The 21,435-nt window shown below is 50.5% G+C and carries 19 protein-coding genes and 1 pseudogene; 7 read left to right on the top strand and 13 right to left on the bottom strand.

All coding sequences use genetic code 11. The features are described 5' to 3' along the window. The first annotated feature begins 1 nt into the window (after position 1). A complete protein-coding gene (locus IT774_RS05360) occupies positions 2 to 1,258 on the top strand; it encodes an SAM-dependent methyltransferase (protein WP_195811676.1) in 1,257 nt (418 codons plus the stop codon). Positions 1,259 to 1,390: 132 nt separating this feature from the next. On the opposite strand, the gene IT774_RS05355 is transcribed toward IT774_RS05360, so the two are convergent. Together IT774_RS05355 and pomA are read right to left on the bottom strand one after the other, a co-directional pair. After that, positions 1,391 to 2,323, bottom strand: coding sequence for a flagellar motor protein MotB (locus tag IT774_RS05355; protein ID WP_195811675.1), 933 nt, complete (start codon positions 2,321 to 2,323; stop codon positions 1,391 to 1,393). A 6-nt stretch (positions 2,324 to 2,329) separates the two neighbouring features. Beyond that, a complete protein-coding gene (gene pomA, locus IT774_RS05350; protein WP_195811674.1) occupies positions 2,330 to 3,091 on the bottom strand; it encodes a flagellar motor protein PomA in 762 nt (253 codons plus the stop codon). Positions 3,092 to 3,387: 296 nt separating this feature from the next. Here pomA and xseB point away from each other — a divergent pair, with 296 nt between their 5' ends. From xseB to dxs, 3 genes are all read left to right on the top strand, one after another. After that, positions 3,388 to 3,630, top strand: coding sequence for an exodeoxyribonuclease VII small subunit (gene xseB, locus IT774_RS05345; protein ID WP_195811673.1), 243 nt, complete (start codon positions 3,388 to 3,390; stop codon positions 3,628 to 3,630). Between the two features lie 62 nt (positions 3,631 to 3,692). After that, entirely contained in the window at positions 3,693 to 4,583 is an 891-nt protein-coding gene (locus tag IT774_RS05340; protein WP_195811672.1) for a farnesyl diphosphate synthase, read from the top strand. Positions 4,584 to 4,620: 37 nt separating this feature from the next. Continuing rightward, the gene (gene dxs, locus IT774_RS05335) at positions 4,621 to 6,486 is read left to right on the top strand and encodes a 1-deoxy-D-xylulose-5-phosphate synthase (protein WP_195811671.1); all 1,866 of its coding nucleotides are present in this window, start codon (positions 4,621 to 4,623) and stop codon (positions 6,484 to 6,486) included. 113 nt (positions 6,487 to 6,599) lie between these two features. On the opposite strand, the gene IT774_RS05330 is transcribed toward dxs, so the two are convergent. The 10 genes and pseudogenes from IT774_RS05330 to lpxD form a co-directional block, all read right to left on the bottom strand. Then, on the bottom strand, positions 6,600 to 7,085 hold the full coding sequence (locus tag IT774_RS05330) for a phosphatidylglycerophosphatase A family protein (RefSeq protein WP_195811670.1): 486 nt from the start codon (positions 7,083 to 7,085) through the stop codon (positions 6,600 to 6,602). After that, positions 7,085 to 8,047, bottom strand: a complete 963-nt coding sequence (thiL, locus tag IT774_RS05325; RefSeq protein ID WP_195811669.1) for a thiamine-phosphate kinase — start codon at positions 8,045 to 8,047, stop codon at positions 7,085 to 7,087. The genes IT774_RS05330 and thiL overlap by 1 nt, the downstream gene beginning before the upstream one ends. 58 nt (positions 8,048 to 8,105) lie before the next feature. Beyond that, positions 8,106 to 8,525, bottom strand: coding sequence for a transcription antitermination factor NusB (nusB, locus tag IT774_RS05320; protein WP_195811668.1), 420 nt, complete (start codon positions 8,523 to 8,525; stop codon positions 8,106 to 8,108). A 13-nt stretch (positions 8,526 to 8,538) separates the two neighbouring features. Then, positions 8,539 to 9,011 (bottom strand): annotated as a pseudogene (ribH, locus tag IT774_RS05315) (6,7-dimethyl-8-ribityllumazine synthase). A 106-nt stretch (positions 9,012 to 9,117) separates the two neighbouring features. Further along, positions 9,118 to 10,218 (bottom strand): bifunctional 3,4-dihydroxy-2-butanone-4-phosphate synthase/GTP cyclohydrolase II, encoded by a 1,101-nt coding sequence (ribBA, locus tag IT774_RS05310; protein WP_195811667.1) that lies wholly within the window; start codon positions 10,216 to 10,218, stop codon positions 9,118 to 9,120. Between the two features lie 22 nt (positions 10,219 to 10,240). Beyond that, positions 10,241 to 10,903, bottom strand: a complete 663-nt coding sequence (locus IT774_RS05305; protein WP_195811666.1) for a riboflavin synthase — start codon at positions 10,901 to 10,903, stop codon at positions 10,241 to 10,243. Between the two features lie 19 nt (positions 10,904 to 10,922). Then, the gene (gene ribD, locus IT774_RS05300) at positions 10,923 to 12,047 is read right to left on the bottom strand and encodes a bifunctional diaminohydroxyphosphoribosylaminopyrimidine deaminase/5-amino-6-(5-phosphoribosylamino)uracil reductase RibD (protein WP_195811665.1); all 1,125 of its coding nucleotides are present in this window, start codon (positions 12,045 to 12,047) and stop codon (positions 10,923 to 10,925) included. Between the two features lie 6 nt (positions 12,048 to 12,053). Next, positions 12,054 to 12,503, bottom strand: a complete 450-nt coding sequence (gene nrdR, locus IT774_RS05295; protein WP_195811664.1) for a transcriptional regulator NrdR — start codon at positions 12,501 to 12,503, stop codon at positions 12,054 to 12,056. A 62-nt stretch (positions 12,504 to 12,565) separates the two neighbouring features. Further along, positions 12,566 to 13,822 carry a serine hydroxymethyltransferase gene (gene glyA, locus IT774_RS05290; RefSeq protein WP_195811663.1) on the bottom strand — a complete coding sequence of 419 codons (1,257 nt, stop codon included), beginning with the start codon at positions 13,820 to 13,822 and terminating at the stop codon, positions 12,566 to 12,568. Between the two features lie 121 nt (positions 13,823 to 13,943). Further along, a complete protein-coding gene (gene lpxD / locus IT774_RS05285; protein ID WP_195811662.1) occupies positions 13,944 to 14,993 on the bottom strand; it encodes a UDP-3-O-(3-hydroxymyristoyl)glucosamine N-acyltransferase in 1,050 nt (349 codons plus the stop codon). Between the two features lie 206 nt (positions 14,994 to 15,199). On the opposite strand from lpxD, the gene ettA reads away from it, so the two are divergent. Together ettA and IT774_RS17320 are read left to right on the top strand one after the other, a co-directional pair. Then, complete coding sequence (gene ettA, locus IT774_RS05280) at positions 15,200 to 16,870, top strand: energy-dependent translational throttle protein EttA (protein ID WP_195811661.1); 1,671 nt, start codon at positions 15,200 to 15,202, stop codon at positions 16,868 to 16,870. Positions 16,871 to 17,292: 422 nt separating this feature from the next. After that, positions 17,293 to 17,448 carry a hypothetical protein gene (locus IT774_RS17320; protein ID WP_232365132.1) on the top strand — a complete coding sequence of 52 codons (156 nt, stop codon included), beginning with the start codon at positions 17,293 to 17,295 and terminating at the stop codon, positions 17,446 to 17,448. Here the strand turns inward: IT774_RS17320 and radA are convergent. Continuing rightward, positions 17,415 to 18,779 carry a DNA repair protein RadA gene (radA, locus tag IT774_RS05270; protein WP_195811660.1) on the bottom strand — a complete coding sequence of 455 codons (1,365 nt, stop codon included), beginning with the start codon at positions 18,777 to 18,779 and terminating at the stop codon, positions 17,415 to 17,417. The genes IT774_RS17320 and radA overlap by 34 nt on opposite strands. A 159-nt stretch (positions 18,780 to 18,938) precedes the next feature. Here radA and IT774_RS05265 point away from each other — a divergent pair, with 159 nt between their 5' ends. Then, on the top strand, positions 18,939 to 21,434 hold the full coding sequence (locus tag IT774_RS05265) for a PilZ domain-containing protein (protein ID WP_195811659.1): 2,496 nt from the start codon (positions 18,939 to 18,941) through the stop codon (positions 21,432 to 21,434). Position 21,435: the final 1 nt, after the last annotated feature.

Here is a 21,435-nt window from a genome sequence, read left to right as displayed (position 1 = left end):
TATGTCACATGGTGAAACATTAGCATCGGTCACCGATTCAGGTTCAGTTGTCGATAAGACTTGCCGTACCGCCTTTTTAAAACTGATGTCGTTACTGCCCCAGGGGATCATGGAAATTCGTGAGAACGGGGTACAGGTGGCGAGCTATGGTAAGACCGACGAGGATTTGCATGCCATCATCGACATCCAGCATATTAAAGCGTATCGCCAGCTATTACTGGGTGGCAGCATTGCAGCCGGTGAAACCTACATGGATAAGTTATGGACCACCCCGGATCTTACCTCAGTAATACGCATTTTTGCCCGGAACCTGAATTTTTTAGATACCTGGGAAGACAAGTTTAAATGGATTAGCCTGCCCGTGCATAAGATACAACACTTCTTGCGGCGCAATACCTCGGATCAGGCGAAAAAGAATATTGAAGCCCACTATGATCTGGGAAACCGGTTATACACCCGTTTTTTAGATCGCAGTATGATGTACTCATCGGCCATTTATCCTGATCCCAATACGACTTTGGCCCAGGCGCAGCAGCACAAGCTACGAACGCTTTGTAATAAACTTCAGCTGACCGAGCACGATCACCTTATTGAAATCGGGACCGGCTGGGGCGGCCTGGCAGTGTTTGCGGCTAAGCATTATGGCTGTCGGGTTACCACCACCACCATTTCTGAAGAACAGTATGCCTATGCCCAACAATGGGTGGCCGAAGAAAATCTGCAGGATAAAATCACGCTGTTGAAAAAAGACTATCGGGATCTGACCGGCACCTACGATAAACTTGTTTCCATTGAAATGATTGAAGCGGTAGGCAAACGGTATCTGGGTAACTTTTTTCAAAAGTGCAGCGCCCTGCTAAAAGACGATGGGTTAATGGTGTTGCAGTCCATTACCATTGATGACCGGCGTTATGAGGGCTACGCCAACAGCGTCGATTTTATTCAAAAATACATTTTCCCGGGTGGCTTTTTACCCTCGCAACTGGTGATCAATCAACAGTTGAAACAGCACAGTGATTTAGCCATCCGCGATAGCCAGGATATCGGCCTTGATTATGCCAAAACCCTGGATGACTGGTACCAGGCCTTTATGCACGCCAAAGAGATGCTTTTGAATGATGGTTACGACGAACGGTTCGTAAGAATGTGGACCTATTATCTTAAGTATTGTGAAGGTGGTTTTCTGGAACGCGCTATCAGCACGGTGCAGCTGGTAATGACCAAGCCTGCCTGTCTGAGTCCCATCGTCAGAGGCTAAGTATTAAGGCGGTTAAGACTAAATCGTCTAGCGTATCTTGCTCTATAAACACAGCTAAATTGTTAAGCCCTTCCTAATAGCCGGGCTTAGCATACCAATAACGCCGCAGTAATGCGGCGTTATTGGTTCGGCTTAGTTGTCAATCACCGAGATTGGTTTGGACAGCATCGGCTTGCCCTGATTGATATTTATTTCTACCCGGCGGTTTCTGGCGCGCTCCTGCGGCGTTTTGGCTTCTTTGACCAGGGGGCTGGTATCGGCTTTACCCACCACCGACATTCGACTTTCGTCGAACCCGGGCGCCCGTCTCATCTCTTCGGCCACCGCCACCGCTCGCTGAGAGGATAAGTCCCAGTTTGAACGATAGAGTTCGTTGGCAATATGCTGACCGTCACTGTGTCCTGCAATTTCTATTTCCCCCGGCATATCCGCCAGTAAGGTACCAATTTTTTTAACAATAGGCTTAAATTGCGGCTGTAAGAATGCCGAGCCTGCTGAAAATGAGCCATTTTCACGAATCCGGATTGTCAGCTGCTGGCCAAGGCTTTCCAATTCTACAGAGCCATCCAGAATTTGTTTTTGTAGCTGTTCAGCCACTTTTTTCATCATCTCTTCCATTTCAGCATGCTCGGCACTTTGGGCCGCCGATGATGCCTGGTCGCTGGAAGTTTGCTGGGCTTGGCCACCGCGCTGATCACCGCGTTGTTTTTGGCGGCCCCCGGCATCATCCTCATCTCCGGCCTGAAATTCCAGCATCTGCTGCGTCATATCGATGGTTTGTTGCTGAATGGTTTCAATGGGAGTGGGTTCAGGTTTGCCGGGTCTGAATTCCATGGCGATGACACTGGTGCCTTTTGGAATGTCCTTCACTTCTATTTTGTTTTGCACCCCGAAGGCATATTTCATTGAACCGGCTATCTGCTTAAACTTCAGGACATCCATTTCCGAAAACGCCAACAGCAAAACAAAAAAGCACATCAACAGCGACATCAAATCTGCAAAAGTACCCATCCAGGCCGGTAAGCCTTCGGGTGGACACTTCGGACATTCTTCCTGCTGCGCCATAATGGGTTACTCCTCGTCGGCGCTGCCGCGCTTGCTGGAGGCCAGATAATTTTTCAGAATACCTTCTATGACTCTGGGGTTCTGGCCATCGGCGATGCCCACAATCCCATCTAAAATAAGCTTCTGGTTGAGTTTTTCTTCTTCAACACGATTCGTCAGTTTGGAGGCAATGGGTAAGCAGATAACGTTGGCAAAAAACGCCCCATACAGCGTGGTTAACAACGCCACGGCCATGGCCGGGCCAATGGCTTTAGGGTCATCCATGTTCGACAACATGGCGACCAGACCTATCAGAGTACCAATCATGCCCATCGCCGGCGCCACATCACCCATCCCTTTGAAAATTGAGGCGCCGAACTCGTGCCGCTCGGTCGTCATGGAAATATCTTTTGCCAGTGTTTCGCGAACCACATCAATATCGTGGCCGTCTACCAGCATGTCTACGCCCTTTTGCATAAACGGGTTGCCTATTTCGGCTTCTTCCAATGCCAAAAAGCCACCTTTTCGGGCGGCATCTGCCATTTCCACAATTTTTTCTATCAGTTCGTCAGGGGTATCAATTTTGAACATGAAGGCTTTGCCCGCCACTTTTCCAGCTCCGAAAAACTGGACAAGCGTAAACTGCGACAAAACGACAAATAATGTACCGCCAAATACAATAAGTACCGACGGAACGTCGAAGAACATGCCTAGTTCACCACCCAGGATCATAGCCATCACTATGAACCCGATACCTCCTAACATGCCTATGACGGTTGCTAAATCCACACGTAAATCCTCGTTATACGAAATCGTTGCTGGTGTTCAGTCTTGATTATTGTTTGCTTTGTAAATGCACAGCCTGTGCTGCAACTTCTTTGACGACACTTATACTATCGGCTTCGTAGTAGAATTCTATAACCAAATTACTGCTTCGCCAGTTTGTTTTTCCATAGTCAGGTATTTTTAGGTAAACTTAACCCCTCCCGATAATGTTATGCGCTGATGAACTGGACAAACCATTTGACCGGCTCAGACCTGTCGGTTAATGTGCGCCTATCTGAAACAACCGTGGATATACGATTGTGACTGACACCAAATCTGCACCGTCCTTTGAAGAAAGCTTGTCAGAACTTGAAGCGATTGTAACGCAAATGGAAAGTGGTGACCTGCCTCTTGCCGATGCCTTGCAAAAATTTGAGCGCGGGATTGCGTTATCTCGTCAAAGTCAGCAGGCCCTGGAACAGGCCGAACAAAAAGTAAAAGTATTACTCACTGAACAAGGTGAGGACAAGCTGGTTGATCTGGACGACACCCAGACCAGCTGAATCCGGTAAATATTCACCTGGCACCCTATTACGCCGCTGTGTAACCTCAAACAGGCATTGTTATGAATTTTGACGCGCTTCGTCAGCAAATAAAACAACAAACTGATGAACATCTGCTTGGGCTGATTTCACAGCTACCGGATCACGCCGAGCATTTAAAAGCGGCCATGCAACATGCCTTACTGGTAGGCGGTAAGCGCATGCGCCCGGTATTAACACATTTGGTAGGTAACAGCTTAGATATTCCGCGTCAGGATCAACTGACCATCAGCATGGCCATTGAATGTATTCATGCTTATTCGCTGGTACATGATGATTTGCCGGCCATGGATGATGACGCCCTGCGACGTGGCCAGCCGACCTGTCATATTGCTTTTGATGAAGCCACCGCCATTCTTGCCGGGGATGCGTTACAAACCCTGGCGTTTAGCATTCTGGCCGATCAGCCAATGTCAGATTATGGTGCCTCCTGTCGGGCCCAGCTGGTTTCCATACTGGCCCGGGCGTCTGGTTTTAATGGGATGTGCGGAGGTCAGGCAATAGATTTACAAACTACCGGGGAGGCCATTGATATCGCCACCCTGACCCGCCTTCATCGTCTCAAAACCGGTGCCTTATTAAGTGCCTGTGTGCAAATGATTACGATGGTAAGCGCCAACATCAGCGACTCTGATCGTCAACAGTTCATTCATTTTGCCGATATTGTGGGCCTGGCATTTCAGGTGCAGGATGATATTTTGGATGTTGAAGGCGAAGCCAGCCAAATTGGCAAACCGCAGGGCTCAGATGCTGCGCAAGGTAAAAATACCTTTCCTGCCTTATTAGGTATGGACGCTGCCAAACAAGAATTGGCAAGGCTACATCAGGAGGCGCTTCAAGCGCTCGCGACTTTGCCCTACAATACAGACTATCTGACGGCATTTACTGATCTGATGGTAAACCGCAATCATTAGTATTGCCGCCCTTTTAAAAGACATAGAATAATAATCAATGAGTTTAGATTTAACCCATTACCCGACACTGGCCACGGCCCAAACGCCCGAGCAGTTGCGTAAGTTGCCCCAGGACAAACTTAAGACACTGGCTGATGAACTTCGCCAGTATCTGCTCACCTGCGTAAGCCAAAGCAGTGGGCATTTTGCTTCTGGCCTGGGCACTGTAGAACTGACCGTGGCACTGCATTATGTATACAACACGCCCTTTGACCGGCTGGTCTGGGATGTGGGCCATCAGGCTTATCCGCATAAAATCATTACCGGCCGTGCCGGACGGATGTCGACCATTCGTCAGAAAAACGGGCTGCATCCCTTTCCGTGGCCGGGTGAGAGTGAATACGACACCTTTGCGGTAGGCCACTCCTCTACCAGCATCAGTGCGGGTCTGGGAATGGCGGTGGCAGCCGATAAAGAAGGCCGAGGCCGTAAGGTGGTGTCGGTTATCGGCGATGGTGCGATGACCGCAGGCATGGCGTTTGAAGCCATGAACCATGCCGGGGATATTAAAAAAGACATGGTGGTTATTCTGAATGATAACGAAATGTCGATCTCTGAGAATGTGGGGGCCCTGAATTCCCATTTAGCCCGTCTGCTCACCGGTAATTTTTTCAATAAGATCCGCGACGGCGGTAAAAAGCTGCTCAGCAATATGCCACCCATCAAAGAATTTGCCAGCCGCGCCGAAGAGCACCTTAAAGGCATGGTGGTACCGGGCACTATCTTTGAGGAGCTGGGTTTCAACTATATTGGCCCCATCGATGGCCATGATGTCGATACGGTGGTCGATACATTGCGCAATATGCGTAACTTTGACGGACCGCAGCTGCTGCATGTGGTCACCCGCAAAGGCAAGGGCTACCCCCAGGCTGAAAAAGATCCGATCAAATTTCATGCGGTGCCTAAATTTAATCCCGCTGACCATGCCTTACCGGCAGCTAAAGCCAGTGCTCCGTCTTTTTCTGCTATTTTTGGGCAGTGGTTGTGTGACATGGCCGCCGAGGATCCAAAGCTTATGGCAATCACCCCGGCTATGCGTGAAGGCTCAGGGATGGTGGCATTTTCGCAAAGATACCCGGACCAGTATTGTGATGTGGCTATAGCCGAACAGCATGCGGTGACCTTTGCTGCCGGGCTCGCCAAAGATGGTATGAATGCGGTGGTGGCAATCTATTCCACCTTTTTACAACGTGGCTACGATCAGCTTATCCACGACGTGGTACTGCAGGAACTTCCGGTGTTATTTGCAATCGACCGGGCCGGCATTGTGGGGGCCGATGGTCAGACCCACCAAGGCGCCTTTGATTTGGCCTATCTGCGCTGTCTGCCGAATCTGATTATCATGGCCCCTGCGGATGAAAATGAGTGCCGACAAATGCTCTATACCGGCCACCTCAGCAACAGACCGGCGGCGGTGCGTTATCCCCGTGGTGCGGGTAAAGGCGTAGCGCCCCAGACCACCATGCGTGCCCTCGAGATAGGTAAAGCGCGAATGATTCGCGAAGGCAGTAAGGTAGCCATTTTGAACTTTGGCACCCTGATGCCGTTTGCCGAAGAGGCCGCCGAACAGCTTGATGCCACCCTGGTGGATATGCGCTTTGTAAAACCGCTGGATGCCGAGATGCTTAAGCACGTCAGCAGTAATCATGAGGTACTGGTAACGCTGGAAGATGGTTGTATCGCCGGCGGTGCGGGCTCCGGTGTGGTTGAGTTTTTACAACAGCAAAAAATACTGGTGCACACCCTACAGCTGGGTCTGCCTGATCGCTTTATTGAGCAAGGCACGCAGCAGGAGATGTATACCGAATTGGGACTGGATGCAGAAGGTATTGTGCAGCAGATAAACACCTATCTGAAGCAGTAGCAAAGCCCGTTTCAATTAAAAAAGCCTGTCAATCGACAGGCTTTTTTATTGGCTACGTGTCTGTTTGTAAAACCAACGGCAGCGAAGCCAAGCTTACAGTGTGTAAATCGCCTTTAAAAAGGCCACAGCAGCAAAATAGCATGCAGGCTAACACAGGCCATCAAACCTGCGACTACATCATCGAGCATGATGCCTGTGCCGCCGTGCCAGCGTTTATCGATAATATAGATAGGCCAGGGCTTGAGGATATCGAAAAAGCGAAATAGGACAAGCCCGGCAACCAGATGCGCAGGGGTAAGGGGAATAAGTAGAAAGGTACAAAACATGCCTGCCACTTCGTCCCACACAATAGAGCCATGATCATGGACCTGCATGTCTTTCGCGGTTTGGCCGCAAAAATAGATACCGGCTACTGCCACCAGCAGGGTAATACTGACATACATCCACAGCGGCGCGCTCCAGGTCATCAGTAATAAGGGGATGGCAGCCAGGGAGCCAAACGTACCCGGCATTACCGGCACCAAGCCGCTACCAAAACCCAGCGCACAAAAATGCACCGGATTTTTTAGCGAGACCCGTTCACGATACTGACGTTGCATTAAAACTGATGCTCATAGCCACGCCCATCAAACTCAAACGGTTTATTGTGGCATTTAAGTTCCAGCTTGTCGGTATGGCCGGTAACCTGCCCTACGCAGGTCACCTTAACACCGGTACTGGCCAGGGCGGTGTCCAGATTGCCCTTTTGCTCTTCGTTGACCGTAAAAATAAGCTCGTAATCATCGCCGCCTGCAAGGGCGTAATGATAAGCCTGTTCCAGGCTTACGGTATCGGTCAGCTGACTCGACAGGGGCAGACGGTCTACCTGAATATTCGCGCCACAACCTGAACTACGCAGAATGTGGCCCAAATCCGAAATAAAACCATCCGATACATCGATACAGGCACTGGCCACCCGCCGTAAGGCGGTGCCGGTGGCGACTCTTGGCGTAGGATACCAGTGACGGTCCACCAGGTAGTCACGCACGCCTTCAGCCACCTCCAGTTCATTGTTTAAGATTGCCAGCCCGGCAGCGGCATCGCCTAACGAACCGGTCACAAAAATCCAGTCGCCAGGCCTGGCCGTGCTGCGTTTCAATTCGTTACCAGCCGGAATAAATCCCTGGGCGGTAATCGTCATTGACAGCGGCCCCCTCACGGTATCACCGCCAATCAGCTGCACCGAATAATAACGAGTGAGGTCATACATGCCTTCAGCAAAATCTGCCATCCAGGCTTCATCAATTTCTGACATCGACAACGACAGGCTGATCCATGAAGGCTCAGCGCCCATGGCCGCCAAATCACTCAGGTTAACGGCTACTGCCTTGTACGCCACTGAGCGGGCCGGGGCATTTTCTAAAAAATGGACGCCCCCGACCAGAGTGTCGGTCGTTACCGCCAGCTGTTGATTAGAAGGGACAGTGGTCACGGCGCAGTCATCGCCAATGCCTACCACAACATCCTTGCGTTGGTAGCCGCCATCCTGAAAATAGCGGCCTATCACATCAAACTCTTTCACAATAATCTACAATGTCTGAACCATGTCAGACAGCCTGGGTCCAGGCTGCCACCGGGGGTTAGCGTTCGCTTTCGCGAAGTTTTCGCACCGCTTTATCTAACGCACCATTGATAAACTTATGGCTGTCTTCGGCACCGAATACTTTCGCCAGTTCAATGGCTTCATTGATGATTACCCGATACGGTACATCCATGCGTTCAACCAGCTCATAGGTTGCCACCCGGATAATCGCTTTTTCGATTGGATCCAGCTCTTCGGGTAACCGGCCTAAATAGGGTTTAATTGCGGCATCCAGCCTTGAGGCATCATGGGCAACGCCACGCAACAGAGCCTGAAAATAGACCATATCGACCTGATGCATATTGTTACTGGTGGCCAGTGACAGCTCTACCTGAGCGATGTCATTTTTGCTCATCTGCCAGGAGTAAACTCCCTGCACGGCGAGTTCACGGGCTTTGCGTCTTGCTGAAACTTTCACAAAAAATCCTTAATTAAAGGCTATCCAGAGCACTAACTACATTCACCATTTCCAGCGCGCCAAGGGCAGCTTCTGCACCTTTGTTTCCGGCTTTGGTTCCTGAACGCTCGATGGCTTGTTCGATTGAATCGGTGGTGATAACACCAAATGACACAGGAATATTATATTCTAAAGAAACCTGGGCCAGACCTTTGTTGCATTCACCAGCAACAAAATCAAAATGCGGTGTTCCGCCGCGAATTACTGCCCCTAAGGCAATAATGGCGTCGAATTTTCCTTTCTCAGCGATTTTCTTCGCCGCTACCGGCAGCTCATAAGCCCGGGTACACGTACCAGCGTGATGTCGCTGTCGCTGACTTCGCCATGGCGTTCCAAAGTATCCAGCGCCCCTTCCAGCAAGCTTTCAACAACAAAACTGTTGAATCGGGAAACAACAATTGCAAACTTTTTACCTGTGGCGCGGATATTACCTTCAATAACCTGCATGGTTTTAAACCCCTGAGAAAAAACGGCGCGCAGTATAGCACAACTGCGCGTAAACTAAATGGAATGATTGTACGGTTTATAGCCGGGCAATACGTAGATGATTAACTTATGGGTGCACGTATTCCACTACTTCCAGACCATAGCCCGATAGTGCGTGATACTTAATCGGCTTGCTCAGCAAGCGCATCTTCTGTACGCCCAGTGATGCCAGAATCTGCGAGCCGACCCCAATCGTACGCGAGGATCCCTGCCACTCTTTACCGGCAGCGCGCTGGCCGGCATCTTCAGCTTCAAAACGTTTTATCTGACTGATTAGATCTTCTTCTTTGCCTAACACCACCAGCACCCCACCATGCTCGGCAATCTCCTGCATGCCTTCAGGCAGGGTCAGCGACCGATTAATTGACCGGGTAGAGCCCAGTAAATCGCTTAACGTGTTATGCAAATGCACCCGAACCAGGGTCGGAGAATCTGGGTTTATCTCGCCTTTTTTAAGCGCAAAATGAACCTGATTATCAATAACATCTTTAAATGTGTGCAGCTCAAAATCCCCATATTCGGTAGGCAAATGACATTGCGCCACTTTTTCTATGGTGGTTTCATTCAGGTTGCGATACTCAATAAGATCGGCAATGGTGCCAATTTTCAGATTATGCTTTTGGGCAAACTTTTCAAGTTGCGGCCGGCGGGCCATGGTGCCATCTTCGTTCAATATCTCGACGATAACAGCAGCAGGCTCGCAGCCGGCCAGTCTGGCCAAATCAACACCCGCTTCGGTATGCCCGGCACGGTTAAGCACTCCACCTTCTTTGGCAATAAGCGGAAAAATATGACCCGGCTGGACTATATCTTCGGCGCGGGCATTCGGGTTTGAGGCGGCGCGGACGGTGGCCGCCCGATCGGCTGCAGAAATGCCGGTGGTCACGCCTTCTGCCGCTTCTATAGAAACCGTAAAGTTGGTAGTAAACTGCGCACCATTTTTGTCTACCATTAATGGCAGGTTCAGGCGCTTACACCGCTCCTGAGTCATCGGTAAGCATACCAGCCCGCGAGCATGGGTGACCATAAAGTTAATGGCTTCAGGGGTGATATGTTCGGCGGCCATAATAATGTCGCCTTCGTTTTCTCGGTCTTCATCATCCATCAGGATAACCATCTTGCCCTGACGGATATCTTCGATGATGTCTTTGGTATTATCTAAGGCCATAAATATTCTTTTGTAGGGTAAGTTATTTTCGTAAAAAGCCGTTTTCGGCTAAAAATGCCATATCGATATTGCCGGCTTTAGGCTCTGCCGCCTGGTCGCCTAGCATCAGGCGTTCAAGATACCGTGCTACCACATCTACCTCCAGATTCACCTGGGTACCCTTTTGATAGGTACCGATGACCGTTTCCTGTAGCGTGTGAGGAATGATCCACAGCATAAATTCTGCGCCGTTAACCTCGTTTACTGTAAGGCTTACACCATCTACAGTAATACTGCCTTTATGGGCGATATAACGGGCTAATTCGGCCGGTGCCCTGACCCAGATTTCAACATAGTCAGTGTGACGATTGATGGCAGAGATGGTACCCATACCATCCACATGGCCCGACACGATATGACCGCCAAAACGATCAGTGGGGCGCATGGCTTTTTCCAGGTTCACTGAAGAACCATTGCCATAGTGTGCAAATCCGGTATAGCGGATGGTTTCGGCCGACACATCTGCACAATAATAATCCGCGCCGAATTCTACCACAGTAAGACAGACGCCGTTGGTAGAGATACTGTCACCCAGCGCGACATCGGACATGTCTAACTGGCCTGCTTTAACGGTCAGACGAATGTCTTCACCGCGTCGGTCAAGCTTACTTATAGTGCCCAGTGCCTGCACAATGCCTGTAAACATAGTCTTGTTGTTTCCGTTATTAAAATGCTTTGATCTTAAAGGTCTGTTTTAGATCCTGCCCCAGTTGTACCTGTTCCACAAGCACCAGATCAATAGCTTGGGATAATTCGCTAAAGGCGGGCAGCGTTACCATGCTTTGGGCGGTGTTTCCCAAAAGTTTGGGTGCCTGATAGACAATAAGCTCATCCACTTCGCCGCTCATCAACAGCGCACCGGCAAGTGCCGGGCCGGCTTCTACCCAGACTTCGTTGAGGTTACGGGCGCCCAACACCAGCATCAGTTCAGTTAAATTAATATGCTTGCCGCTGGTTGCCACCGGCAGCTGGCCCGACTGAACCGGCAGGTCATCACCCACCACCTGGATGGTCGGATGCTGGTCAGTAAACAGCTGTAAGGCAGGATCGAGCTTATTGCTGCGATCTACAACCACCCGTAAGGGCTGGCGTATATCTGGCAGCGGGTAATGGTCAAACTGAGCCTCTTCAGGCCGCACCAGCAGACTCGGATTATCGGTGCGCGCGGTGCCGGTGCCGGTTAACACCGCGCAGCTGGCAGCCCGGTGCCGTTGCACATTTTTACGTGCCTGGGGGCCGGTGATCCACTGGCTAACCCCATTGCCCAGGGCAATTTTACCATCCAGGCTTACCGCCAGTTTTACCGTCACATAGGGCTTGTTCGTTACCATGCGTTTGATAAAACCACGGTTCAGCTTTGCCGCTTCAGCCGCCAAAATGTCACAACTTACCTGAATCCCCGCTTGTTGCAGCTTAGCAATCCCGCGTCCACTTACCTGCGGATTAGGATCAGTCATAGCAATAACAACCCGGCGCACACCGGCATTTACCAGCGCGTCAGCGCAAGGCGGGGTCCGGCCGTAATGACTACAAGGCTCCAGGGTGACATAAGCGGTGCCATTTCTGGCCTTTTCTGCGGCCATGGCCAGGGCATGAACCTCGGCGTGGGGGGTGCCGGCCTGGACATGATAGCCCTCGCCAACTTTCGCCTGGTTTTCATCCACTATCACACACCCTACCCGTGGATTGGGAGAGGTAGTGTAGAGTCCCCGTCTGGCCAGGGCTATCGCCTGAGCCATCCAGCGGTAGTCATCGGCAAGTGATTCGGTCAGGGTTGCGCAGGTTTTCATGTGCTATTAATCGCCCAGCCTCGCAATTTCTTCGCCAAACTCCCGTATATCCTCAAACGAGCGATACACCGAAGCAAAACGAACATAAGCCACTTTATCTAATTCTTTTAATGCATCCATTATAAGATTACCAAGGAATTCACTGGAGACCTCTCGTTCGCCTGTAGCGCGAAGCTGTGATTTAAGCGATAGGATACATTGTTCGATTTTTTCAGTACTGACCGGGCGTTTTTCCAGCGCCCGCTGAAGCCCGGCCCGTAATTTGTCTTCATTGAAAGGTTCCCGCGAGCCATCGCGTTTGATGACCCGCGGCATGACCAGCTCAGCGCTTTCAAAGGTTGTAAAGCGCTCGTGGCAAACCAGACACTCACGACGGCGGCGTACCTGTTGCCCTTCTGTGACCAGGCGAGAATCGATGACTTTTGTTTCCTGCTCTGAACAAAACGGGCAAAACATGGGTACTCCTTAGCCTTGGTAGCGCTGCCCCCACGATATTGAGTACAGCACTACAGTGTGGTTTATGCGTAAACCGGAAATTGTTTACACAAGTCGGTCACTTCCTGCTTCACCCGGGCAGCAACACTGTCATCATTCAGGTTGTCCAGGATGTCACACATCCAGGTGGCCACCTGACGCGCTTGTTCTTCTTTGAAGCCACGACGGGTAATGGCCGGGCTACCAATGCGCAAACCACTGGTAACAAAGGGTGAACGCGGATCATTAGGAACCGAGTTTTTGTTTACGGTGATGTTGGCATTACCCAGGGCCGCATCGGCTTCTTTACCGGTAATGTCTTTATCGATAAGGTCAAGCAGGAACAAATGGTTATCGGTGCCGTTAGACACAATCTTGTAACCACGATCTTGCATCACCGCCACCATGGCTTTGGCGTTGGTGACGACCTGTTGCTGGTATTGTTTGAACTCAGGCTGCAACGCTTCTTTAAAGGCTACTGCTTTGGCGGCAATCACATGACACAGCGGGCCACCCTGCATACCAGGGAAAACAGCGCTGTTCAGTTTTTTGTAAATCGTTTCATCGCCACAAGATGACAAAATCAGACCGCTGCGCGGGCCCGCCAGGGTTTTGTGCGTGGTGGTAGTAACCACATGAGCATGGGGCAACGGATTTGGATAAACACCGGCAGCAATCAGACCGGCCACATGGGCCATATCGACCAGCAGGTACGCGCCTACCTTGTCGGCAATCTCACGAAAACGGGCCCAGTCCACAATGCCTGAATAAGCCGAAAAACCACCAATGATCATCTTTGGTTTGTGTTCTTCAGCCAGCGCCTCAACCTGAGCATAATCAATCTCGCCGGTCTCATCACTTAAACCATATTGCACGGCATTATAGGTTTTGCCCGAAAAGTTGACATGCGACCCGTGAGTCAGGTGACCGCCATCGGACAGGCTCATACCCAGTACGGTATCGCCGGCATCTAATAATGCCATAAATGCTGCTGCATTAGCCTGAGAACCTGAATGGGGCTGCACATTGGCAAAGTCAGCACCAAATAGCTGTTTGGCGCGATCAATGGCCAGTTGCTCCACCACATCTACATGTTCGCAACCACCGTAATAACGCTTGCCAGGATAGCCTTCAGCATACTTGTTGGTCAGTTGCGAACCTTGTGCTTCCATCACACGTGGGCTGCAATAGTTTTCAGAAGCGATCAGTTCGATATGATGCTCCTGTCGGGTGGTTTCGTTGTCCATGGCTTCTGCCAGCTCTGGATCAAAATCCGCAATCGTCATTTCGCGAGGTAACATTAAGGCTCCTTAACAGCGTTAGAAATGGCAATAAAGTAAACGCTTATTCTAGTCAATTTGGGCAGCATGTATACTGCTTTGTCCGAGATTCCACAGAATCCCGCATGGTACGATGTGTTGCTTATGTATCGGTGTTTTCACGGGCTGCTTTCTCCAGCGCCTTGACCCGATCGAACAGGCTGCCAATCTGATTCAGACGCACCGTATTTTTGCGCCATACCAGATTTTTCATCGCCGGCTGTCCCGACGAATACAGCCCGGGCTCAGTGATATCCTGCACAATCATGGTGTAGCCGGTGACCTGCACCTTATCACAAATGCTGATATGACCATTGATGCCAACCCCGCCACCAATCACAACATATTTTCCAATATTCACCGACCCGGCAATGCCGGTAGCGCCGCAAATGCAGGAGTGATCATCGATAATACAGTTATGCCCTATCTGCACCTGATTATCGATAATCACATTTTTACCAATTATGGTATCTTCCATCGCGCCGCGATCAATGCTGCTGGATGCGCCAATCTGGCTATCATCGCCAATTTGGACCGAGCCGGTCTGGGGAATCGGTAACCAGGTTCCTTTATCATTGGCATAGCCAAAGCCTGCCGCCCCAATCACGGTCTGGCTGTGGATGGTGATACGCTGGCCAATATTAACACCGTGATAAATCGTAACATTGGGGTAGATTGTGGTGTCTTTACCAATACGCGTATCTTTACCAATAACGGTATTTGCTCCCACCACCACGTTGTCTTCTAATACCGCCCCGGACTCAATAATAACATGATGACCCAGACTCACATTAGTGCCCAGCTGAGCATCGGTGGCGATTTGGGCAGTACTGGCAATACCGGTGGCCAGCGTCGGGGTGGTATCAAATAACTGCGCAATCCGCGCAAAGGCGGCATGGGGGTTATCATGCAGTAGCGCCGGCCCGGGGGCATCAGCCGCCGCCTTGGGATGTACAATCACCGCGCCGGCCGCGGTATCTGCCAGTTGCGGTTTGTATTTAGTATTGGTCAAAAAGGAAATGTGCCCGGCAGTGGCATTGGCCAGCGTCCCTACCCCAGTGATACAGACACTCTCGTCACCTTGCACGGTGGCGCCAGCATGACTGGCAAGTTCGGCCAGCGTATAGTGTTTTTTTGGGGCAGTGGTGGTCATACAGTCCTCTAAGTGAATTACCTGCTTTACCCCATTATGCTACTGCAAAAACCGGCTGGAGTCGTTACCCGGCCTTCACTATTTGTAACTGTTCATTGACATACGCTGCTTTTTTAGTCAAAAGCAGATATTCCGGCCCAGTTTCCTGATGAAAATTTTTCGAAAAGGCTTACAATGGCTTCCTTTCTTCAGGGCAAGGACTAAGCATGTCACAGTACGTTTATTCTATGCATCGGGTAGGCAAAATTGTTCCGCCTAACCGTCACATTCTTAAAGATATTTCACTTAGCTTTTTTCCGGGCGCTAAAATCGGCGTACTGGGTCTCAACGGCGCGGGTAAATCTACGCTGCTGCGGATCATGGCCGGTCTGGATACCGAGATTGAAGGTGAAGCACGACCCCAGCCTGGGATCAACATAGGTTATTTGCCCCAGGAGCCACAACTGGATGAGTCTAAAGATGTGCGCGGTAATATCGAAGAAGCCGTCGCCGATGTGGCCCATGCACTAACCCGGCTGGATGAAGTGTATGCCGCCTATGCCGAAGCCGATGCCGATTTTGATGCGCTGGCAAAAGAACAGGGCGAACTGGAAGCGATTATTCAGGCCAAAGACGGCCACAACCTGGAAAATGCCCTTGAACGCGCGGCCGATGCCCTGCGCCTGCCGCCCTGGGATGCTGATGTGTCAAAGCTGTCAGGGGGTGAACGTCGCCGCGTCGCCTTATGCCGTTTGCTGTTAGAAAAGCCTGATATGTTGCTGCTTGATGAGCCCACTAACCACCTTGATGCCGAATCCGTAGCCTGGCTTGAACGCTTCCTGCACGATTATGAAGGTACCGTGGTAGCCATCACCCACGATCGTTATTTTCTGGATAACGTGGCCGGCTGGATCCTGGAGCTTGACCGTGGTGAAGGCATTCCCTGGGAAGGCAACTACTCTTCCTGGCTGGAACAAAAAGAACAGCGTCTGGCGCAGGAAGAGCGCACCGAAAACGCCCGCCAGAAATCCATCAAGCAGGAACTGGAATGGGTGCGTTCAAATCCAAAAGGCCGTCATGCTAAATCCAAGGCCCGGATGAACCGGTTTGAAGAGCTATCGACCTCAGATTATCAAAAGCGCAATGAAACTAACGAACTGTTTATTCCACCCGGCGAACGGTTGGGCGATAAGGTCATCGATGTAGAGCATCTGAGCAAATCTTATGGTGAACGGTTACTGATTGATGATTTAACTTTCTCGGTGCCCAAAGGCGCGATTGTTGGTATTGTCGGTCCTAACGGCGCGGGTAAATCTACCCTGTTTAAAATGCTGACCGGCAGCGAACAGCCCGATAGCGGCGAGATTGATTTAGGCGAAACTGTGCAGATTGCCAGTGTTGATCAGTTCCGAGATCATATGGATGAAAACAATACCGTCTATAAAGAGATATCAGGCGATCAGGATATTATCCGCATTGGTAATTTTGAAATTAACAGCCGCGCTTATTGCAGCCGGTTCAATTTCAAAGGCAATACTCAGCAAAAATACATCAAAGATTTATCCGGTGGTGAGCGCAACCGGGTGCATCTGGCTAAGCTGCTGAAAGCCGGCGGAAATGTGTTGCTGCTCGATGAGCCAACCAATGATTTGGATGTTGAAACCCTGCGGGCCCTGGAAGATGCGTTACTGGAATTTCCGGGCTGTGCGCTGGTTATCTCGCACGATCGCTGGTTCCTTGACCGTGTCGCTACCCACATCCTGGATTATCGTGACGAAGGTAAAATCAACTTCTTCGAAGGCAACTACACCGATTACGATACCTGGATGAAAGAAACCTATGGTCAGGATGTGGTCGAGCCGCACCGCCTGAAGTACAAACGCATGACTAAAAAGTAAGATTAACAATAATTGAAAATACCCCCTCCTCGCAGGGGGTATTTTTTTTGTCATCACAGCCTGATCAAAAAACAGATAACTGCTCATTGCTTTTTTCTGCATGAATTGGCATGGTCATCAAACAAACAGCCCTCACCGCCCTTACCGGAGCGAACCATGTCAGATAAACGGCAGTTTCAGCGCGTGGCGCTTAACATCCCCGGGACCTTAGCCCACGGCCCACCTCTATTGATGTTGTTATTGAAGATGTCTCGCTACAGGGGTTACGGCTAAGTGCCGAGGAACAGGCACTTGATACACTGCCCTTCGACTCCCATGACCCTTACAAAATTGCGTTTTTAGCGGATGAACAAGCCCCGCGCATCGAGGCCTGGGTCGAACAGCTTTATCGCCATAACCACCGGCGTAAACCGGCCGTGGCCATGGGCTGCAAAGTGGATCATATTGATGTCCATAGCCTGGCGGCGCTGCGTCAGCTTATCCTGTTTAATAGCGGCGATGAAAAACTGTCGCAGGACGATCTTGATGCCCTGACCGAGGCAATTTACGGCAAGGCATCCAAAGCCTCACTAAGCTGAGCTACCGGTACAATTTCTATGCCTTCAAGGCGGGCTTTGGGCGCGTTGGCTTTAGGCACGATGGCGCGCCTGAAGCCATGTTTGGCCGCTTCGGTGATGCGCTCAGAGCCATTGGGCACCGGGCGAATCTCGCCGGCCAGACCAACCTCTCCAAATACAATCAAATCGCGGGGCAACGCCCGGTTCCTGAAACTTGAAATCATGGCCAGCAATAACGCCAGATCGGCGGCAGTTTCACTTACCTTCACGCCACCCACCACGTTTACAAAGACATCCTGGTCATTCATTTGCACATTGCCATGGCGATGCAAAACCGCCAGCAGCATGGCCAGTCGGTTTTGCTCCAGCCCCACGGCCACCCGGCGCGGATTCGCCATTTGCGAATAATCTACCAGCGCCTGAATCTCCACCAATAGCGGACGGGTGCCTTCCCAGATTACCATTACCGAGGAACCGGGAGCCTGATTTTCACCCCGGCTTAAAAAGATAGCCGAAGGATTACTGACCTCTTTCAGACCTTTCTCGGTCATGCCAAACACACCCAGTTCATTGACTGCACCGAACCGGTTTTTATGGCTGCGCAGGGTGCGAAACCGTCCGTCACTTTCGCCTTCAAGCATCATTGAACAGTCGATACAATGCTCAAGCACTTTAGGTCCGGCCAGATTGCCGTCTTTGGTGACATGCCCCACCACGAACATGGCAATGTGGTGTTGTTTGGCGAAGCGGGTCAGATAGGCGGCGCTTTCACGAACCTGAGACACACTGCCTGGCGCCGACTGCACATCCGCCACATGCATGACCTGGATAGAGTCAATAACCATAATTTTGGGAGCCTGAGCCAGCGCCAGCTCACAAATAGTTTCGACACTGGTTTCTGCCAGCATCATCAGCTTGTCATCGGGCAAGCCCAGGCGTCGGGCGCGCATCGCCACCTGCTGTAACGATTCTTCGCCGGTAACATACAGTGCATTTTGGTGTCGCGCCAGCGTACACATAACCTGCAATAACAGCGTAGATTTGCCGGCCCCCGGCGAACCGCCAATGAGCATAGCCGCACCCGGGACGATACCGCCACCCAATACCCTGTCGAGTTCTTTAAACCCCGATGAAAAACGGGGCAAGGCTTCCAAATCGATGGCATTCAGGGTTTCAATTTTTGCTTGGGTCTGCCCGGCATAACCGCTGGTGGTCTGGCGGGGCGAACTGGCTGGGCTAACCACAAATTCGGTTATGCTGTTCCATTCTTTACACTCGCTACACTGGCCCTGCCAGCGGGGAAACTGCGCTCCACACTGGGAGCAGACATACGCGGTTTTTCGTTTTGCCATAAACTATTTTCACTTCTCACAATTCAGGGTATTCTACATGGTTCCGACTATGCCTGCATACTGAACTCAGGTTTTCAGGTCACAACTAATTTAGAGTTTGCATGCGCTGCCGATAACTACTATTAGCACGCCTGCCCGACACCATAATAATAATTGCCTATGAATGATGATTTGCGCCAGTACGCTGAGATAATCAATCAGCTAAAGCCTTATGTGGCCCGGCCCGACTTTAGCCAAAAGCTTAATGGACTTACTGCGAACCTGCCTAATGAGCGCCGTTTTTTGATAAAAATGGAAGTAAAGCGCCTGGCCCGGCCGTGTGTTCGGTCTATTGATTTGCGAGGTCATGTTCAGGGCAAATGCCGCCTGTATGAGTTTGGTGGGATTAAACACTACCTTGATGATGTTGCGATTAAAGAGTTTGAAAAACAGGTTTCGGTATACGGCAGTTTTACCTTTGGCGTCTACGAGTCAGTCATGGAAACCGAAAACAATTTTCGGGTAATGCGCGAAAAAGCCAGCGACAGCACTAAGGGACAAGCACGCACGTATCAGGCGATGCCTATAGAACGCTACAACGTGCCGGTGGTCAATTTGCTTTCCTATGCCCGACGTCAGCATGAACGCATGAACTTTGCCGTCACCGTGGAAGTTAATACCGCCGATGGCTATTCCTGGCGCGGCAACAGTATTGATATTTCTGCAGATGGTTTACAAATAAAATTGCCACCGGAGTCGCATGTCCGGGCCGGGGCTTTTATTGATGTGTATTTTCGGGGGCTGGAGGAAGAGTTCTCGCTGGATAAGAATCATGGTATCAGTTATGAGGTGTTAAAAACGCTGCATAAAAATGAGTTTTTGTATCTGATGCTCAAGCGCAGTAGCGACGCCCCGACCACACCATTTGACGAGTTTTTAGAAAACTTTATTCACGGCAATAAACGCCGTTATAAAGTCAATATGAACAACACCATTGATGCCATTTTCAATAAAACGGTTGAGCAGTTTTTATCGCCTCGCAGCCCTTCTTTGCCGGTCTTTGTGGCGGTTGAGAATAGTAAACCGGTACCCCGGTATGCCATGAGTAATGAGGTTAACACCGATATTCTGGAGTACTGGACAAACGAACAAGATTCACTGCAGGTAGGCTATCTGGTAAACCCCGCGCGCTTGTCGCGGCTGGTCAGGCTGCCAAAAAATGAGCGTGAGTTATATGTGTTTGCTTTCACCCACCTGCAAAATGATCGGGTCTACTTTTATTCTGCTTCCAGCGATGAGCTGGATAAGCACCCCGAACTAAAATCGGTGTACCTGGGCTTTGGGGCTCGCAAGGCCAGCTGGCGGGTGTTTAAGCTGACCATGACCGATATGTCACCGGAACAGGCGCATGCCCCGCTTTCGCTTCCGGACAATGTCAGCAGCAAGATTAAACAACAAAATCAGGCGCCCTCGCCGCGTTTGATGGCCCGCTTGCAAACCTTACGTTTTATTGTTCATATCACCGATATCACCTCAGAGAGCGGACAGCGTCATTACAGCGAATACAAGTTCAGCCGTAGTAATTTGTCCCATTTAAAAGTGTTCGCGCATCCTCGCAACCGGGTGCCTGCGCCGGTCACCACATACCGTTATCGCTATCACGAAAAGCGCATGGAAAAACGCTATCTGATGCGCTCTCATCTGCAGTTATCAATCCCCATGGCCAGCGAACAGTGGCAAGGGGTCAGCGAAGATATTTCGGTACGCGGTTTACGCATCGAACTGGCCAATGAGTTTAGTGCAAGCATAGATTCCGTAGTGGAAGTCGCATTTCCCAAATTGCAGTCATTAACCCATAACTACGATGTCATGCATCTTAGTTACAAGGTTATCAATATCAATGAAGATAAAAATATTCTTCATCTTAAAGCCATCGACGGTGAAGCTGGGGCAATGGCACGGGATTTTTTCGAAAATCTTATTAAAAAGAACAAAAACGCGTTAAAAACCTATCCGGAAGAAGAAGATATTCCGGGGATTGGGCACGCGTTACGGTGCATCAACGCCAAGAATATCCCGTCTTTGGCATTTGTGATGGCCAAAGAAGGCTCCCGTTATTTGCCGCAGGCAGCGGTAATTAGCCAGTGCAACGAAAGTATCAATCAGATAGCCGAACACTTTGCTCCTGATCGGCAGCTCAATTTTGAGTTTATGTTTCGGGATCGCAATTTAGAAGCGCCGTTCATCCAACATGGCATCAAACAAATTAAGGTCGAACAGCTTCCGCTGCGTCAGGAGTTATACATTGCGTTTGATCCCGCCCGCAAAGAGAACAAACTGGCGGTTATTCCTCGCTTTGACACCCGTTTCATTCATGACGAAACCCGGCTTAACTTTATTAACGAAGCCATGGCCCGGGGCCAGTTTCTCGCTTTGCATGTGCTGTTAACCACGACCGGCAAACCTGATATGGATATGCTTCAGGCTGAGATGAACTATGTCAGTATGTACGCCATTCACCGGGCCAGAGAACTGGAAGAAAGGATCTGGGATATCGCTGCCTGTGTGCATTTGGTGGATATTACTGATGAAGTACTGGGACGCTATAATATTGATGCTGAGCGCATTCGTCAGAACCGGCGTGGGGGCTCGGCGCTCTTAACACCGGCCCAATAAC

It is taken from the genome of Salinimonas marina, from assembly GCF_015644725.1.
Classification (GTDB): Bacteria; Pseudomonadota; Gammaproteobacteria; order Enterobacterales; family Alteromonadaceae; genus Alteromonas.
This window is presented reverse-complemented; position numbering and strand designations above follow the sequence as displayed.

What these genes read in the sequence shown, in the direction of transcription:
- IT774_RS05360 (WP_195811676.1), top strand. Translation starts at nt 2, where the DNA reads ATGTCACATGGTGAAACATTAGCATCGGTCACCGATTCAGGTTCAGTT.
- IT774_RS05355 (WP_195811675.1), bottom strand. Translation starts at nt 2,323, where the DNA reads ATGGCGCAGCAGGAAGAATGTCCGAAGTGTCCACCCGAAGGCTTACCG.
- IT774_RS05340 (WP_195811672.1), top strand. Translation starts at nt 3,693, where the DNA reads ATGAATTTTGACGCGCTTCGTCAGCAAATAAAACAACAAACTGATGAA.
- dxs (WP_195811671.1), top strand. Translation starts at nt 4,621, where the DNA reads ATGAGTTTAGATTTAACCCATTACCCGACACTGGCCACGGCCCAAACG.
- IT774_RS05330 (WP_195811670.1), bottom strand. Translation starts at nt 7,085, where the DNA reads ATGCAACGTCAGTATCGTGAACGGGTCTCGCTAAAAAATCCGGTGCAT.
- ribBA (WP_195811667.1), bottom strand. Translation starts at nt 10,218, where the DNA reads ATGGCCTTAGATAATACCAAAGACATCATCGAAGATATCCGTCAGGGC.
- IT774_RS05305 (WP_195811666.1), bottom strand. Translation starts at nt 10,903, where the DNA reads ATGTTTACAGGCATTGTGCAGGCACTGGGCACTATAAGTAAGCTTGAC.
- ribD (WP_195811665.1), bottom strand. Translation starts at nt 12,047, where the DNA reads ATGAAAACCTGCGCAACCCTGACCGAATCACTTGCCGATGACTACCGC.
- nrdR (WP_195811664.1), bottom strand. Translation starts at nt 12,503, where the DNA reads ATGTTTTGCCCGTTTTGTTCAGAGCAGGAAACAAAAGTCATCGATTCT.
- glyA (WP_195811663.1), bottom strand. Translation starts at nt 13,822, where the DNA reads ATGTTACCTCGCGAAATGACGATTGCGGATTTTGATCCAGAGCTGGCA.
- lpxD (WP_195811662.1), bottom strand. Translation starts at nt 14,993, where the DNA reads ATGACCACCACTGCCCCAAAAAAACACTATACGCTGGCCGAACTTGCC.
- ettA (WP_195811661.1), top strand. Translation starts at nt 15,200, where the DNA reads ATGTCACAGTACGTTTATTCTATGCATCGGGTAGGCAAAATTGTTCCG.
- IT774_RS17320 (WP_232365132.1), top strand. Translation starts at nt 17,293, where the DNA reads ATGGGCTGCAAAGTGGATCATATTGATGTCCATAGCCTGGCGGCGCTG.
- radA (WP_195811660.1), bottom strand. Translation starts at nt 18,779, where the DNA reads ATGGCAAAACGAAAAACCGCGTATGTCTGCTCCCAGTGTGGAGCGCAG.
- IT774_RS05265 (WP_195811659.1), top strand. Translation starts at nt 18,939, where the DNA reads ATGAATGATGATTTGCGCCAGTACGCTGAGATAATCAATCAGCTAAAG.